14 protein-coding genes are annotated in these 16,011 nt (G+C 74.3%); 6 read left to right on the forward strand and 8 right to left on the reverse strand.

Annotation, left to right across the window (positions count from 1 at the left end; all coding sequences use genetic code 11):
* Nucleotides 1-15: 15 nt before the first annotated feature.
* From ispF to Q8R60_03900, 7 genes are all read right to left on the reverse strand, one after another.
* On the reverse strand, nucleotides 16-489 hold the full coding sequence (gene ispF, locus Q8R60_03870) for a 2-C-methyl-D-erythritol 2,4-cyclodiphosphate synthase (GenBank protein MDP3711608.1): 474 nt from the start codon (nucleotides 487-489) through the stop codon (nucleotides 16-18).
* Entirely contained in the window at nucleotides 486-1,151 is a 666-nt protein-coding gene (gene ispD / locus Q8R60_03875) for a 2-C-methyl-D-erythritol 4-phosphate cytidylyltransferase (GenBank protein ID MDP3711609.1), read from the reverse strand. The genes ispF and ispD overlap by 4 nt, the downstream gene beginning before the upstream one ends.
* A 35-nt stretch (nucleotides 1,152-1,186) precedes the next feature.
* Nucleotides 1,187-2,374, reverse strand: a complete 1,188-nt coding sequence (locus Q8R60_03880; protein MDP3711610.1) for a hypothetical protein — start codon at nucleotides 2,372-2,374, stop codon at nucleotides 1,187-1,189.
* Between the two features lie 57 nt (nucleotides 2,375-2,431).
* Entirely contained in the window at nucleotides 2,432-2,914 is a 483-nt protein-coding gene (locus Q8R60_03885) for a CarD family transcriptional regulator (protein ID MDP3711611.1), read from the reverse strand.
* Between the two features lie 166 nt (nucleotides 2,915-3,080).
* Nucleotides 3,081-3,671 (reverse strand): GAF domain-containing protein, encoded by a 591-nt coding sequence (locus tag Q8R60_03890; protein MDP3711612.1) that lies wholly within the window; start codon nucleotides 3,669-3,671, stop codon nucleotides 3,081-3,083.
* Nucleotides 3,672-3,801: 130 nt separating this feature from the next.
* Entirely contained in the window at nucleotides 3,802-4,851 is a 1,050-nt protein-coding gene (locus Q8R60_03895) for a type III polyketide synthase (GenBank protein MDP3711613.1), read from the reverse strand.
* The gene (locus Q8R60_03900; GenBank protein ID MDP3711614.1) at nucleotides 4,848-5,579 is read right to left on the reverse strand and encodes a methyltransferase domain-containing protein; all 732 of its coding nucleotides are present in this window, start codon (nucleotides 5,577-5,579) and stop codon (nucleotides 4,848-4,850) included. The genes Q8R60_03895 and Q8R60_03900 overlap by 4 nt, the downstream gene beginning before the upstream one ends.
* 26 nt (nucleotides 5,580-5,605) lie before the next feature.
* On the opposite strand from Q8R60_03900, the gene Q8R60_03905 reads away from it, so the two are divergent.
* The 6 genes from Q8R60_03905 to Q8R60_03930 all read left to right on the forward strand — a co-directional run bounded on the left by Q8R60_03905 (nucleotide 5,606) and on the right by Q8R60_03930 (nucleotide 15,530).
* The gene (locus Q8R60_03905; protein ID MDP3711615.1) at nucleotides 5,606-6,427 is read left to right on the forward strand and encodes a UbiA family prenyltransferase; all 822 of its coding nucleotides are present in this window, start codon (nucleotides 5,606-5,608) and stop codon (nucleotides 6,425-6,427) included.
* A 54-nt stretch (nucleotides 6,428-6,481) separates the two neighbouring features.
* A complete protein-coding gene (locus tag Q8R60_03910) occupies nucleotides 6,482-7,183 on the forward strand; it encodes an SCO family protein (GenBank protein ID MDP3711616.1) in 702 nt (233 codons plus the stop codon).
* 8 nt (nucleotides 7,184-7,191) lie between these two features.
* The gene (locus Q8R60_03915) at nucleotides 7,192-7,809 is read left to right on the forward strand and encodes a copper chaperone PCu(A)C (protein MDP3711617.1); all 618 of its coding nucleotides are present in this window, start codon (nucleotides 7,192-7,194) and stop codon (nucleotides 7,807-7,809) included.
* A 70-nt stretch (nucleotides 7,810-7,879) separates the two neighbouring features.
* The gene (gene radA / locus Q8R60_03920) at nucleotides 7,880-9,367 is read left to right on the forward strand and encodes a DNA repair protein RadA (protein MDP3711618.1); all 1,488 of its coding nucleotides are present in this window, start codon (nucleotides 7,880-7,882) and stop codon (nucleotides 9,365-9,367) included.
* A 98-nt stretch (nucleotides 9,368-9,465) separates the two neighbouring features.
* Complete coding sequence (disA, locus tag Q8R60_03925; GenBank protein MDP3711619.1) at nucleotides 9,466-10,551, forward strand: DNA integrity scanning diadenylate cyclase DisA; 1,086 nt, start codon at nucleotides 9,466-9,468, stop codon at nucleotides 10,549-10,551.
* 158 nt (nucleotides 10,552-10,709) lie between these two features.
* Nucleotides 10,710-15,530 carry a hypothetical protein gene (locus Q8R60_03930; protein MDP3711620.1) on the forward strand — a complete coding sequence of 1,607 codons (4,821 nt, stop codon included), beginning with the start codon at nucleotides 10,710-10,712 and terminating at the stop codon, nucleotides 15,528-15,530.
* A gap of 12 nt (nucleotides 15,531-15,542) precedes the next feature.
* Here Q8R60_03930 and Q8R60_03935 read toward each other — a convergent pair whose 3' ends face one another.
* On the reverse strand, nucleotides 15,543-16,007 hold the full coding sequence (locus Q8R60_03935) for a chemotaxis protein CheW (protein ID MDP3711621.1): 465 nt from the start codon (nucleotides 16,005-16,007) through the stop codon (nucleotides 15,543-15,545).
* Nucleotides 16,008-16,011 lie beyond the last annotated feature (4 nt).

Genomic DNA, 16,011 nt, shown 5'->3' on the forward strand with positions numbered 1-16,011 from the left:
CCGCAGGTCAGCGCCTCAGGCCCCGGGCCGCAGGACCAGCGCGGTGGCGATCGCCGCCCGCCCCTCGCCACGGCCGGTGAGCCCGAGCCCGTCGGTGGTGGTCGCCGCGACCGAGACCGGTGCGCCGCCGAGCGCGGCCGACAGCGCCGCCTCTGCCTCGGCCCGGCGCGGCCCGAGCCTGGGCCGGTTGCCGACGACCTGCACGGCGACGTTGCCGATCTCCCAGCCGGCCTCGGTGAGCAGCCGCAGCACCTCAGCGAGCAGCTCCGCGCCGGAGGCGCCGGCGTGCTCGGGCCGGTCGGTGCCGAAGACCGCTCCGAGGTCGCCGAGGCCCGCCGCGGACAGCAGCGCGTCGCAGGCCGCGTGAGCCGCGACATCGCCGTCGGAGTGCCCGGAGCAGCCGTCCTCCCCCTCCCACAGCAGGCCGGCGACCCAGCAGGGCCGGCCCGCCTCGACCGGGTGGACGTCGACGCCGATGCCGGTCCTCACGCGCGCGCCGCCAGCACGGCCTCGGCCAGCAGCAGGTCCTGCGGTCCGGTCACCTTGAACGCATCCTCGCTGCCTGCCACCACCACGACCGTCCCACCTGCCCGCTCGACCAGCCCCGCGTCGTCGGTGTGCGCCTCCTGCGCCGCGGCGTGCGCCCGCTCGAGCACCGCCCGAGCGAAGCCCTGTGGCGTCTGCACCGACCGCAGCGCGGTGCGGTCGACGGTCTCGACCACCACGTCGCCCTCGACCCGCTTGACGGTGTCGACCACCGGCAGCACCGGCACCACGGCCTGTGCCCCCGCCCGGACCGCCGCCACCACCCGGGCCACGACGTCGGGCGGGGTGAGGCAGCGGGCGGCGTCATGGACCAGCACCACGTCGGCCTGCCCGGGCACCGCGGCCAGCGCCGCTGCGACGCTCTCCTGACGGGTGGCTCCGCCCGCGACGACGACCACGTCGTACGCCGAGAGCAGCTCCTGCACGTCGGCGACCGCGTCAGCGGGCGCCGCGACCACGACGTGGTCGACGCACCCGGCAGCCCGCAGGCCGCGGACGGCGTGGACGAGCAGCGGCTCGCCGGCCAGCTCGCGCAGGGCCTTGGGCCCTCCCGGTCCGAGCCGGACGCCGAGGCCGGCTGCGGGGACGAGCGCGGCGACGGTCACGACGGGCAGCGTGCCACCCGGGCCGGCAGCGCGGCTCAGGAGCCCTTGCGGCCGGGCATCGACGCAGGGCTGGGGGACGCCGCGCGGGCCTCGCTGGCGCGCCGCGGCGGCGGCGCGCCGTCATCGGTGAGCCGACCGAAGACGAGTCGGCCGTTGGCGGTGGTGAGCACCGAGGTGACCTGGACGAGGGCCTGCGTGCCGACGAGCGTGCGTGCCCTCTCCACGACGACCATCGAGCCGTCGTCGAGGTAGCCGACGGCCTGCCCGGCCTCCTTGCCGGCCTTCATCAGCAGCACCGGGACGTCGTCGCCGGCAGCGACAGGGGGACGCAGCGCGAGCGCGAGCGCGTGCAGGTTGAGCACCGACACCCCGGCCAGCTGCGCGGCCTTGGCGAGGTTGGTGTCGAGGGTGAGCAGCGCGAGACTGCGGTCGAGGCAGATGCGCACGAGCTTGCCGTCGACCTCGGGCACCGCAGGGACGTCGAGGTCGAGGACCTCGACGTCGACGCCGGGCTCGCGCTTGAGCGCGTCGAGGACCTCGAGGCCGCGGCGGCCCTTGGCCCGACGGGCGTCGTCGCCGGCGTCCGCGAGGCCCTGCAGCTCGGCCAGGACCGGCGCGGGGACGAGGAAGCGACCGTGCAGGAAGCCGGCGCGCACGACGTCGAGCACCCGCCCGTCGATGGCCACCGAGCTGTCGACGAGCCGGTCGAGCGCGGCGGCCGGGACGGGGCGCGGTGAGACGCCCGCCCGCTCGCCGAACATCGCCAGCACGCCGTCGCGCTTGCTCGCCCCGACCTGGAAGCCGAGGTAGCCGAGCGCGACGACGACGAAGCCGAACAGCGGGAAGGCGAGGTAGGCCTGCGGCAGGAAGAAGACCGGCCAGGCGACGCCGGCTCCGAGCAGGACGCCTCCGATGGTGCCGAGGGCGCCCGCGACGAGGGTGTCGGCGGAGACGTCGCGCAACCGGTGCTGGGCGACCGCGGCGGTCGTGGCGGTGGTGCGCCCGATGACGCCGCCCAGGACGTAGCCGAAGCCGGAGCCGAGGACCAGCCCGAGGGCGGTGCCGTTGAGCGAGCCGAGCACGGCCCGGTCTGCGTCGATGCTGGAGCCGACCTGGTAGCCGGCGCCCGCGAAGAAGACGACCACGAGGAAGCGCAGCACCTCGAGGACCGCCGAGGGCGGCCGCTTGGGCAGCACCTTCTTCGAGGGCGGTGGCACGCTCACGACCTCATCATCGGCAGGTCCGCCCTCCCCCGTGAGTGGCGTCACCGCCACGTCTGGCTAGGAGGCGAGGACCTCGTCGAGGATCGCCTCGGCCTTGTCCTCATTCGTGCCCTCGGCGAGCGCCAGCTCGGAGACGAGGATCTGGCGGGCCTTGGACAGCATCCGCTTCTCGCCGGCCGACAGGCCCCGCTCCTTGTCGCGGCGCCAGAGGTCGCGCACGACCTCGCCGACCTTGTTGATGTCGCCCGAGGCGAGCTTCTCGAGGTTGGCCTTGTAGCGGCGCGACCAGTTGGTCGGCTCCTCGACGGCCGGGGCGCGCAGGACCTCGAAGACCTTGTCGAGACCGGCCTGACCGACGACGTCGCGGACACCGACGATCTCGGCGTTGTCCGCGGGGACGCGGACCGTGAGGTCACCCTGCGCGACCTTGAGGACCAGGTAGATCTTGTCCTCGCCCTTGATGGTGCGGGTCTCGATGGCCTCGATGAGCGCAGCCCCGTGGTGGGGGTAGACCACCGTCTCGCCGACCTGGAACGTCATGTGTGGAAAGCCCTTTCGCCGACACCCAGGGTAACACGCGGTGATCGCCGCCACGGCCTGCCGACAGACGTCCCTCGGGAGCGTCTGCGCAGGTCAGAGCGGGTGCGCCGGCATGGACGTCCCTTGACAGGACGCCCCGGGGATGCATTCGGGGTGCAGCGAGAGGTCAGACCCGGCGGGCCTCCAGGACGCTGGCGAGGGTCGGGCGCAGCTGGCGCCACTCGAGCAGGACCGCGACCTGGCGGGCCACGGCCCCGAGCGCGCCGACCTGCGCGGGGCTCAGCGTGCGGGGCGTCACGTCGAGGACGCAGACGGCCCCGACGGCGTGGCCGGAGCGGACCCGCACGGGGGCACCGGCGTAGAACCGCAGGCCGGCCGAGCGCACCAGCGGGTTGCTGCGGGTCCGGGCGTCACGCAGCAGGTCCGGGACGACGACGGCCTCCTGCTCGAGGACCGCGAAGCTGCAGACCGCGTCGGTCCGGTCGGTGTCGGCGAAAGCGTCGGCGAGGCCGGCCCCGAGCCCGACGGAGGCCTTCACCCACTCGCGGTCCTCGTCGAGGAACGCCACGGCGGCCGACGGCACCCCGCAGACGTGGGCGGCGAGCAGCGCCAGGTCGTCGAAGGCCTGCTCGGCCGCGGTGTCGAGGACCCGGGTGCGGTAGAGGGCCTGCAGCCGCGCCGCCTCGTCCGGGTCGGGCGAGGGGGTCGGGACGGGGAGCGCTGCCGGGGTGACCGGGCGGACGGCGGTGCGGGGCACGAGGGCTCCTCGGACGTGGACACGGGCGGTGTCCCGTCACGGTGGACCCGCCGGCCGCGCGGGGCCATGGCCAGTCGGGACGGTTGTGGCGCACCACCCGGACGGGCCGGGTCCGGACGGACTACCCGGGTCAGCCGCGCACGCGCAGCAGGGTGGCGTAGAGGGTGAGGCCCGGCCCGAAGGCCATCGCCACGACGTGGTCGCCGGGCGCCAGCGGCCGGGTGGCGCGCAGCCGGTCGAGGACGAGCAGGACGGTCGCGCTGGAGCAGTTGCCCACGTCCCGCAGGACGTCGTACGACGCCTGCAGGTGCTCGTCGGCGAGCCCCAGCGCCTCCCCGACGACCTCCACGATGCGGCGTCCACCAGGGTGGACGGCCCAGCCTGCGACGTCGTCCACCGCGAGGTCGTGGCGGCCGAGCAGCTCCTCGACGACGGGCCGGGCGTGGACCGCGAGGACGTCGGGGACCTTGGGCGACAGGCCCATCTTGAAGCCGAGGTCGGTGACGTCCCAGGTCATGTGGTCGGCGGTGGAGTGGTCGGTGCGGGCCACGACATCGACGACCTCGAGCCCCGGGCGGTCATCGGGCGACAGGACGACCGCGGCCGCCGCGTCGCTGAAGAGCGCGTGCGCGACCACCTGCTGCAGGTCGACGTCGGCCGAGGCGGGCTGGACGTGCAGGGAGGTCAGCTCCAGGCAGAGCAGCACCGCGGGCCGCTGGCGGGCGGTGACGAAGTCGGCGACGGCCCCGAGGCCGGGCAGCGCGGCGTAGCAGCCCATGTGGCCGATGTGCAGCCGCTGCACGCCGGTGTCCATGCCGAGGTCCTGCGCGAGCCGGATGTCGAGGCCGGGGGTGGCGTAGCCGGTGCAGGACACCACCGCGAGCAGGCCGACGTCGGTCGCGTCGAGGCCGGCGTCGTCGAGGGCGGCAGAGACGGCGCCCTTGCCGAGCGGCATCGCCTCCTCGACGAAGCGGCGCATCCGGTCGCCCGTGCCCCAGCCGGAGACGTCGTCGACGGTCGGGTCCGCGACGCCGCGCCGGGTCTCGATGCCGCTGTGCTCCCAGACCTTGCGGGCCACGGGGTGGTCGGCGAAGCGCTCGCGGAAGAAGCCGTCCCAGAGGTCCTGCTGTCGCATGGGCGGCGGCAGCGCCGAGCCCGAACCGACGACGCGCGCGCTCATGTGGCCTCCCGACCTGTTTTCGTGCCGTGCGCCTGGAAGAGCCCGGCGGTGGACCGGGTCTCGAGCATCCGCACGTCCGGACGCCTTCCCCGCCACCAGCCGACGTAGTCGCGCAGGCTGGGTCGCAGACCCACGAGCGACAGGCGTACGCCGCCGGCCTCCGCGAGCGCGACGAGCCGTCGACGGTCGACGTAGAGCGCGGGGTCGTGCAGCCGCTTCGGGGGTCCGGCCGGGACCCGCTCGCCGACCGTGATCGAGCTGAAGCGCCCGAACCACGTGTCGGCGATCGTGTCGACGACGAGCGTCCCGCCGGGGCGCAGGACCCGGCAGGCCTCGGAGACCGCGGCCGCGAGGTCGGGGACGTGCTCGAGGACCTCCCCGGCCACGACGACGTCGGCGCAGGCGTCGGCCAGCGGCAGCCGCTGGGCGTCACCGCGCACGGGCACGACGCCGTGGGCCCGCGCGACCGGCAGCGCGGTCGGGGACAGGTCGACCCCGATGTGGCGGTGGCCGAGCGCCTCGACGTGCGGCGCGAGGACACCGCCGCCGCAGGCCACGTCGACGAGGACGCTGCCCTCCCGGGTGGCCCGCGGGACGTGGCGAGCCCGGGCCGCGGCGATCCAGTGCAGCATCGCGAACCCGCCACGGGGCGCCCACCAGTCGGCGACGAGGTCGTCGTACTGCTGGGGGTCGTTGCGCGGCCGGACCGGTGCCGTCGAGGTGGTCATCTGCCCCAGCCTGTCATGATCGCGCCGTGACGACCCAGGCGCGCGCGCGGGCGCTCTACCGCGCGTGCCACCCCGAGCCGACGATGGCCGTCACCGCGATCGCCGCCGGGCTCGCGCAGGCCACCGGCGGGCCGGCGGTGGTCGTCGGACTGGCCTTCCTGTCGGGGCAGCTCACGACCGGCTGGACCAACGACTGGCTCGACCGCGACCGCGACGTCGCCTCCGACCGCAGGGACAAGCCGGTCGTCCGCGGCGACGTCCCCGCCGCCGTCGTCAGCCAGGCGGCCGCGTTCGCAGGCCTGCTCTGCGTGCCGCTGTCACTCGCGATGGGGCTGGCCGCCGGGGTCGTCCACCTGGTCGCGGTCGCGTCGGCCTTCGCCTACAACGCCCGCCTGAAGTCGACGCTGCTGTCGTGGGCGCCCTACGCGCTGTCGTTCGGCCTCATCCCCTCGATCGTCACCCTCGCCGCGGAGGACGTCCGCGCGCCGCTGTGGGCCACCGGGGCGGGCGCCCTGCTCGGCGTCGGCGCCCACCTGGCCAACGCGCTGCCCGACCTCGACGACGACGCCGCGACGGGGGTGCACGGCCTGCCGCACCGGCTCGGCGCGACGCTCTCGGCGGCGCTGTCCGCGGTCCTGCTGCTCGCCGCGACGGTCCTGCTCGCCCTCGGCCCGGACGGCGAGCCGGGGGTGCTCGGCTGGGGCGCAGTGGGCGTCGCCGGGGTGGTGACGGCGGTGGGGCTGGTGCTTGCGCGGAGGCCCGGGTCGCGGACGGCGTTCCTCGCCGCGATCGTGGTCGCGCTCGTCGACGTCGCCCTGCTGCTCGTCCGCGGCGCCGACCTGCTGTAGGCGTCACACCGCTCCGACCCGACCGGGAGCGGCGTGCTGCGCGAAGATGGAGGCATGCGACCCCGCCCCCGTCTGCGCGCCGGTGCCACTGCGCTGCTCGCCGTCGCCCTGCTGGCCGGCTGCGCGAGCAGCAGCACGACCCCCGACCCGACGGCCTCGCTGGCCTTCCACGGCGTCGAGCCCGACCCGGTGCCGGCGCGGCCGAGCTTCACCCTCACCACGACCGAGGGGAAGCGCTTCGACTTCCTGGCCGAGACCAAGGGCCGCCCGACGCTGATGTACTTCGGCTACACCAACTGCCCCGACGAGTGCATCACCGCGATGGCCGACGTTGCCGCGGCCCTGCGCCGGGCGCCGGCTGAGCTCAAGGGCGACATCCGGGTCGTCTTCGTCACGACCGACCCGAAGCGCGACACCGCCCCGAAGCTGCGGACCTGGCTCGACCAGTTCTCGACGGAGTTCATCGCGCTGCGCGGCACCGACGACGAGGTCAAGGCCGCACAGACAGCCGCGGGCGTGCGACCGGCGGAGGAGGAGGGGCCGATCCCGACGCTGCCGGGCAAGCCCAACGAGCACCCGCACAAGGACGGGACCGCCCCGCACAGCCACTCGGGACCCCTTGGATACTCTGTGGGGCACACCAACGTGATCTTCGCGTACGACGCCACTGACCGCCTCCCGGTCGTCTACCCCGGGGGCGTGACGCCGGCGGACATCGCAGCCGACCTGCCACTGCTGGCCCGCACCGGGAAGTGAACCCACCTGTGAAGACGCGCACCGCTGCCGCCGCGCTGCTGCTCCCGCTGGCGCTCACGGCCTGCGGCTCCGGCAAGGACCCGCTCACCTACCAGGACCGCGACCAGGGCGACTCGGCCCAGGCCGTCGTTGACCAGGTCGCCGTGCTCAACCTGCGGGTGCTGCCGCCCCGCGACGGCGACGTGCTCCCGACCGGCGGCGACGCCCGCGTCGCCCTGACGCTGGTCAACGAGGACGACGAGGACGACGCGCTGCTGTCGGTGACCTCGCCCGCGGCCGCGTCCGTCGCGATCGTCAAGGACACCGCCCCGGTGGCCTCGGTCCCGATCCCAGCACGCCGCACCGCGGAGGAGGGCTACTCCCTCGTGCTGCGCGGGCTGACCGCCGACCTGCGCCCGGGCACCTACGTCACGCTGCGACTGGTCTTCCAGAACGCCCCCGCGCTCGAGCAGCGGGTGCCGGTGTCGACGCCCGCCGAGGTGCGCCCGCGCGCGTCGGCGAACCCGCTCGTCAACGAGCCGGCCCACGGCGGCGGCGGCGAGGGCCACGACGAGGTCGAGAACGTCGTCGAGAAGGCCGGCGAGGGCCACAGCGAGGACGGCGCGACCGAGGAGGGCGGGCACTAGCCCGGATCCCTCCGGCGGGGCCTGTGGAAGGTCCCCGTCGCTGTCGGCAGCCGCGGCTAGCGTCGCGCCCATGGCAGCCAAGGACCGTCCCGCGCACCGCTGCGGCGAGTGCGGCCACGCCGTCGCGAAGTGGCTCGGGCAGTGCCCCGAGTGCCAGGCCTGGGGCACGATCGCCGAGGTCGGCGCGTCCCGGGTCGGCGTGACCGCGGGTCCCGTGACCCGGCCGGCGCAGCGCATCGACGAGGTCGACGTGCAGGCGGCCGACGCCCGCCCGACCGGCGTGGGCGAGCTCGACCGGGTGCTCGGCGGCGGGCTCGTCCCCGGCGCGGTCGTGCTGCTCGCCGGCGAGCCCGGCGTCGGCAAGTCGACGCTGACGCTCGAGTGCGCGTCGCGCACCGCGCGCTCCGGCCGACGGGTCCTCTACGTCTCCGGCGAGGAGTCGGCAGCGCAGATCCGGATGCGCGCGGGACGGACCGGCGCCGTCGTACCCAGCCTGTGGCTCGCGGCCGAGACCGACCTGTCGGCTGTCCTCTCCCACATCGACGAGGTCCTCCCCGAGCTGCTCGTCGTCGACTCGGTGCAGACCATCGCCTCCTCTTCCGTGGAGGGGGTCGCGGGTGGCGTGACCCAGGTGCGGGCCGTCACGGCGGCCCTGGTCGGCGTCGCCAAGGAGCGCGGCATCCCGACCTTCCTCGTCGGCCACGTGACCAAGGACGGCGCGATCGCCGGGCCGCGGCTGCTCGAGCACCTCGTCGACGTCGTGCTGTCCTTCGAGGGCGACAAGCACTCGACGCTGCGGATGGTGCGCGGGGTCAAGAACCGCTTCGGCCCGAGCGACGAGGTCGGCTGCTTCGCCCTGGAGGACTCCGGCATCGTCGAGCTCGCCGACCCCAGCGGGCTGTTCCTCACCCGCCGCCGCGACCCCGTGTCGGGCACCTGCGTCACCGTCACCGTCGAGGGTCGCCGGCCGCTGCTCGCCGAGGTCCAGGCGCTCGTCGCCCCGTCGGACCGGCAGGGCAGCCCGCGGCGCGCCGCCGTCGGGCTCGACAGCGGCCGGGTCGCGATGCTGCTCGCCGTCCTCGAACGACGCGGGGGCGTCCGGGGGCTGGCCACCGCTGACGTCTACGCCGCGACGGTCGGTGGCGTGCGGCTGTCCGAGCCGTGCACCGACCTGGCGCTGGCCCTCGCGCTGCGCTCGGCCGCCCTCGACGCCCCGCTCCCCCAGGACCTGGTCGCGCTCGGCGAGGTCGGCCTGTCCGGCGAGCTGCGGCCCGTCGGCGACCTCGGGCGACGGCTCGCGGAGGCGGCCCGCCTGGGCTTCCGGACCGCGATCGTGCCGCCCTCCGACGTCGCGCCCCCGACCGGCATGCGGGTGCTCGTCGCGACCGACCTGCTCCAGGCCGTGTCGCTCCTGGGTGAGCCTCCCCGGCGACGTCCTGCCGCGGCCCCCCAGCCGGTCCGTGAGGAGCCGCTCGACGAGCACCTGCAGGACGAGGCGCGGGCGCTGCTGCGCGAGGCCTTCCCCGACGGCGCGCCCGGGTCGGCCCCGGGGGCCTGACCACCTCGTGACCGACCCGTGACCTGCGCGTGGCGGTCGCTGCCACCACGCGCGGGCGGCGCTCCCTAGACTCGCGATCACCAGCTCAGGAGGTCGGTGTGGTCGAGGCGCGGTCCGAGGACCAGCTGCGCACCACCCTCGCGGCGGTCGCCCCGGGCACCGCCCTGCGCGACGGGCTCGAACGGATCCTGCGCGGCAACACCGGCGGGCTGATCGTGCTCGGCCACGACAAGGGCGTGCAGGCCGTGTGCACCGGCGGGTTCGAGCTCGACGTGGAGTTCTCCGCGACGCGGCTGCGCGAGCTGTCGAAGATGGACGGCGCCGTCGTCGTCACCGGCGACCTCTCGCGGATCGTGCGCGCCAGCGTGCAGCTCGTCCCGGACCCGACCATCCCCACCGAGGAGACCGGCACCCGGCACCGGACCGCGGAGCGGGTCGCGAAGCAGACCGGCAACCCGGTCATCAGCGTCAGCCAGTCGATGCGCATCATCGCGCTCTACGTCGACGGGATGCGCTACGTCCTCGACGACTCCGCGGCGATCCTCTCGCGCGCCAATCAGGCGCTCGCGACCCTCGAGCGCTACACGCTGCGCCTCGACGAGGTCGCCGGCACCCTGTCGGCGCTGGAGATCGAGGACCTCGTCACGGTCCGCGACGCGATGGCGGTCCTGCAGCGCCTCGAGATGGTGCGCCGCATCGCCGCGGAGATCGAGGGCTACGTCGTCGAGCTCGGCTCCGACGGTCGGCTGCTGTCGCTGCAGCTCGACGAGCTGATGGCGGGCGTCGACGGCGAGCGCGAGCTCGTCGTCCGCGACTACCTCGTCAGTGGGAGCGGCCGCAAGCAGCGCTCCTCGGCCGACGCGCTGCTCGACCTCGACGCGCTGTCCGGCGCCGACCTGATCGACCTGTCGGCGATCGCCCGGGCCGTGGGCCACCCCGCGTCGACCGACGCCCTGGAGGCAGCGGTCAGCCCCCGCGGCTACCGCCTGCTCGCCAAGGTGCCCCGCCTACCCAGCCTCGTCGTCGACCGGCTCGTCGAGCACTTCGGCGGGCTGCAGAAGCTGCTCGCGGCCGGTATCGACGACCTGCAGGCCGTCGAGGGCGTCGGTGAGACCCGCGCCCGCAGCGTGCGCGAGGGCCTGTCACGCCTGGCCGAGTCCAGCATCCTCGAGCGATACGTCTGACTCGTCCCGCTTCTCGCGGGATGTCTGGCCGAACGGATGATGCCGGGGCACCTCCCCCCGCAGCAGCCTCGAGGGGCACGCGCACCGCCGCGACGTGCACCACGCCTCGGAGCCGGTGACCCAGCAGCCGGCCGCGAGCGACTGCTGGGGGTCCACCGATGTCCGCACAGCACGCCGCCACCACCCCGTCGACGCGCCTGCGCGCCTGGGTCGCCCAGATTGGGCTGCTCGCGGCCGCGTTGCTGCTGCTGCCGTCGTGGGCGCCGAGCGCGTCGGCGGCCACCGGGAGCGTCAAGATCGACAACGAGGTCCCGCAGAACAACAACAACCCCCACCAGGGCTGCGGGATCATCGTGGAGCTCTACGACTGGTCACCGGCGGGGCCGGCCAGCGTCTACGTCGTCTTCACCGGCCAGGGCGGCGCCGGTGCCGGGATCCTGGCCGGGTCCTCGCCCGCGAGCGGGGCGGGCAACCCCATCCTGTTCACCGCTGGCAGCGGCAACGCCGGCACCCCCGACGGGGCTCAGCTCTACGAGATCGACACCACCGGGCTCACCCCGAAGGCCGGCGGGCAGTTCCACATCGACGTCGACACCTACGACACCGCCACCGGCGCCGTCATCGGCAAGCAGAAGGTCATCTGGGTCGAGACCTGCAACAGCGACCTCGAGGTCACCAAGGCCGGCCCCGCCACCTACGTCCCCGGCGGGACGGGCAGCTACACGATCGACGTGACCAACAACGGGCCCAACCGGGCGCCCGGCCCGATCACCGTCGTCGACACGCTGCCCGCCGGCGAGACCGCGACCAGCGCGACCGGCACCGGCTGGGTCTGCGACCTGTCGGTCGCGACCAAGGTCACCTGCACCTACGCCGGCGACCTCGCCCGCGACGAGGACGCCCCCCGGATCACGGTCGGCATCTCCTACGGCGCCGGTGCGACCGGCAACCTCACCGACACCGCGACGGTCAGCTCCGGCCGGGTCGACCTCGACCCGAGCAACGACAGCTCGTCGGTGACGACCCGACCGCTGCCGACCATCGACGTCGGGCTCACCAAGACCGCCACACCGGCCGGGGTCGCCCCGGGCGCCACCGTCACCTACACCGTGACCGTCACCAACCACGGCACCGCACCCGTCACGGCCTTCTCGGTCAGCGACCCGCTGGGCACCGGCCTCAGCCCGGTGTCGGTGAGCACCACCTCGCTCGGGCTGACCTGCCTCGTCGGGCCGCCCGTGTCGTGCGCCTTCGCCGGCTCGCTCGCCGGGGGTGCCTCCGCGACCGCCACCGTCGTCGCGCGGGTCGGGGCGGCCTTCACCGGCCAGAGCGTCACCAACGCCGCGTCGGTCTCCATGCCGCTCGACAGTGACCCGACCAACAACAGCGACTCCGTGACGACCCGGGTCGTGCACCCGGTCGACCTCGGCGTGGTGAAGACGGTCACCTCCCCCGCACCTCCCGCAGCCGTCGCACCCGGCGACAGCATCACCTACTCACTGGCCGTCACCAACGCGGGCAACGGGCCGGTCACGACCTTCACCCTGAGCGACCCCGTGCCGGCGACGCACGCGCTCGTCAGCGTGACCGAGAACGACCCGCGGCTCGCCTGCACCAACGCCGTCTCGTGCACGTTCGCGGGATCAGCCGACGCCCTCGACCCGGCCGAGACCGTGACCGTCACGGTCGTGATGACCGTCCTGTCGAGCGTGACGGCGACCTCGGTCAGCAACACCGCGACCGTCCCGGCGGACAGCAACAACGCCAACAACAGCAGCACCGCGACGACCGCGGTCACCCAGCCCAAGGACGTCGCGCTCACCAAGGGCCACGCGCCGGCCGGACCCTTCGCTCCGGGCGACACGGTCACCTACACGCTGACCGCCACCAACGACGGCGTCCTGCCGATCACCGCCTTCACCATCTCCGACCCGCTCGCCACCGGACTCACCTGGGTGTCGACCACCGGTGGCCCCGGCCTCACCTGCGCGGCGAGCACACCCGTGTCCTGCAGTTACGCCGGCACGCTGACCACCGGCCAGAGCGCCGTGGCGACCTTCGTCGCTACGGTGACCTCGACCTTCACCGGCACCAGCGTGCTCAACGTCGCGACCGCCACCATGGCCGGTGACACCGACAACAGCAACGACTCCGCCAGCGACGTCATCGACATCACCCAGCCCAAGGACGTGGCGCTCACCAAGACGGCCAACCCGCTCACCGTGAAGCCCGGCGACACCGTCACCTACACCCTCACGGCCACCAACGACGGCGTCCTGCCGGTCACCGACTTCACCCTCGCGGACCCGCTCGCCACCGGCCTCACCTGGGTCTCGACCACCACGACCAGCACCGGCCTCACCTGCGCGACCAGCGCCCCGGTCTCCTGCACCTACGCCGGGACGCTGCTCGCCGGCCAGTCCGTCGTCGCCACAGTGACGACGACGGTGAGGGGCTCCTTCACCGGCACGTCGATCAGCAACGTCGCGACCACGACGATGCGCGGCGACAGCGACAGCAGCGACAACAGCGCCAGCGCGATCGTGGCGGTCACCCAGCCCAAGGACGTCGCGCTCGCCAAGGGCCACGCGCCGGCCGGACCCTTCGCTCCTGGCGACACCGTCACCTACACGCTGACCGCCACCAACGACGGTGTCCTCCCGATCACCGCCTTCACGATCAGCGACCCGCTGGTGACCGGCCTGACCTGGGTCTCGACCACCGGCGGCGCCGGCCTGTCCTGCGTCGGCGGGACTCCCGTGTCCTGCAGCTACGCCGGCACGCTGACCACCGGTCAGAGCGTCGTGGCGACCGTCGTCGCGACGGTGACCTCGACCTTCACCGGCACCAGCGTGCTCAACGTCGCGACCGCCACGATGGTCGGTGACAGCGACAACAGCAACGACTCCGCCAGCGACGTCATCGACATCACCCAGCCCAAGGACGTGGCGCTCACCAAGACGGCCAACCCGCTCACGGTGAAGCCCGGCGACACCGTCACCTACACGCTGACGGCCACCAACGACGGCGTCCTGCCCGTCACCGCCTTCACGGTCACCGACCCGCTCGCGACGGGGCTGGCCTGGGTGTCGACGACCACGACGAGCCCCGGCCTCACCTGCGCCTCGTCGGCGCCGGTGTCGTGCACCTACGCCAGCACGCTGACGGCCGGCCAGAGCGTCGTCGCGACCGTCGTCGCCACGGTGACGTCGGGCTTCACAGGCACGAGCGTCCTCAACGTCGCGACCGCGACGATGGCCGGTGACAGCGACAACAGCAACGACAGCGCCACCGCGCTGGTCGCGGTCACCCAGCCCAAGGACCTCGCGCTGACCAAGACCGCAGCGCCCTCCCCCGTCAGCGCCGGTGGCACCGTGACGTACACGCTGACCGCGACCAACGCGGGCGTCCTGCCCATCACGTCATTCACGCTGAGCGACGCGCTGGGCGCGGGCCTCACCTGGGTGTCCACCGCGACCTCCAGCCCAGGCCTCACCTGCGCTGCCGGCAGCCCGGTGTCGTGCGCCTTCAGCGGCAGCCTCACCAGTGGGCAGAGCGTCACGGTGACGGTCGTCGCGACCGTGCCCGCGTCCTACGCCGGCACCATCGTCCGCAATGCTGCGACGGCCACGACCCCCGGTGACGGCAACCCGGCCAACGACACGGCCGCCGTCACCACCGACGTGGTGCGGCCCGACCTGGCGATCACCAAGAGCGCTCCGTCGACCGCGACCTCGGGCAGCACCGGCAGCTACGTCCTCATCGTCACCAACACCGGTGCCGGCGGGGCGGCCGGCCCGACGACCGTCACCGACCCCGTGCCCTCCGGTGCGGTGCCGACCGCGGCCGCCGGTGCCGGCTGGACCTGCACCCTCGCCGCCGGCACCGTGAGCTGCTCCCTGCCCGGCGGCCTCGCCGCGGGTGCATCGGCCGCGCCGATCACCGTCGACGTCACCTGGGGCGCCCCCGGCACCGTGGCCAACACCGCGACGGTGGCTCCGGCCTCCGGCGAGATGGACCTGAGCGACAACACCGCGACGGCGAGCACCACTGTCGACCCCGCGCCGGTGCCTGACCTGTCCCTGGTCAAGACCGGCCCGGCCAGCGCTGCCCCCGGCGACACCCTCACCTGGACGCTCACGGTCGCCAACAACGGCACGGCACCGGCCACCGGGGTCCTCGTCACCGACCCGCTCGCCGCCGGCCTGACCCTGGCGAGCGCCTCCGGCAGCGGCTGGACCTGTGCCGGCACCACCGTGAGCTGCACGCTCGGGGCTCCGCTGGCGGTCGGCGCGACCTCCGTGCTCACCGTCAGCGCCCTGCTCGACAGCACCTTCGCCGGTGCCGTCGTCGCCAACACCGCCGTCGTCGGCCCGAGCGACGCGACGCCGGCCGACAACACCGACACCCACGTCACCGGCGTCGAGGGCGTCGACCCGGCCCCTGCGGACCTGGCGCTCACCAAGACCGGACCCGCGGACGCCGTCGAGCCCGGCGACACGATCACCTGGACGATCGAGGTGACCAACGCCGGCGGCTCGCCGATCGCAGGCTTCACCGTCACCGACCCGCTGGCCGACGGCCTCGTGGTCGAGACCGTGACCGGCGACGCCTTCACCTGCGACGCCTTCCCGACGGTGAGCTGCGTCCACGCCGGAGCGCTGGCTCCCGGCGAGTCGGTGACGCTGGTCGTGACCTCGGTGCTGCCGATCACCTGGGAGGACGACACCGTCGTCAACACCGCGACGGCCGGTCCGGCCGACGCGACCGACGACAACAGCGACACCGCCACCACCGACGTCGTCTTCCCGATCACCGGTGGCGGCGGCGGACCGGCCGTGGAGGAGCCCCCGACGGCCGCACCCGGTGGCGGTCTGCCGACCACGGGCGCCGAGCTGCTGCGGACGCTGGGCCTCGCCGGACTGCTCGTCCTGCTCGGCTTGGTGCTGTCGCTCGCGGGGCGGCGCCAGACCGCCTGAGGGGCGGGTCGGTCAGCCCTTGCGGACCGAGTCGACCATCGCCTCGAGCTCGACGAGGAAGACCGGCCCACCCGGGCCGCGCAGGACGTCCATGACGTACGCCGGGAGCACCCCTGCGTCGCCGTCGCCGGTGCCTGCGGGCGGGAGCTCCTCGCGGGCGACGACGGCGCGCACCCGGTCGACGGCGATGCCGACCAGGTTGCCGTCGCGCTCGACGACGAGCACGTCCCCGCGGCTCTCTCTCGTGGCCCCGATCCGCAGGTCGAGGACGGGCAGGGCGGTGCCGCGCAGGTCGAGCACCCCGGCGAGCGGCGGTTCCATACCCGGCAGGTCGGCGAGGCCCTGGAGCCGGACGACCTCGCGGACGGAAGCGAGAGGTGTGCAGTAGTCGCGCTCACCGAGCACGAAGGTGACGAGCCCGCTCTGGGTGCCACCCACCGGGTCGAGCGGTGGGACCGGGCGCAGCGGTGTGGTCATGGCG

Source organism: Mycobacteriales bacterium (assembly GCA_030697205.1).
Classification (GTDB): domain Bacteria; phylum Actinomycetota; class Actinomycetes; order Mycobacteriales; family SCTD01; genus JAUYQP01.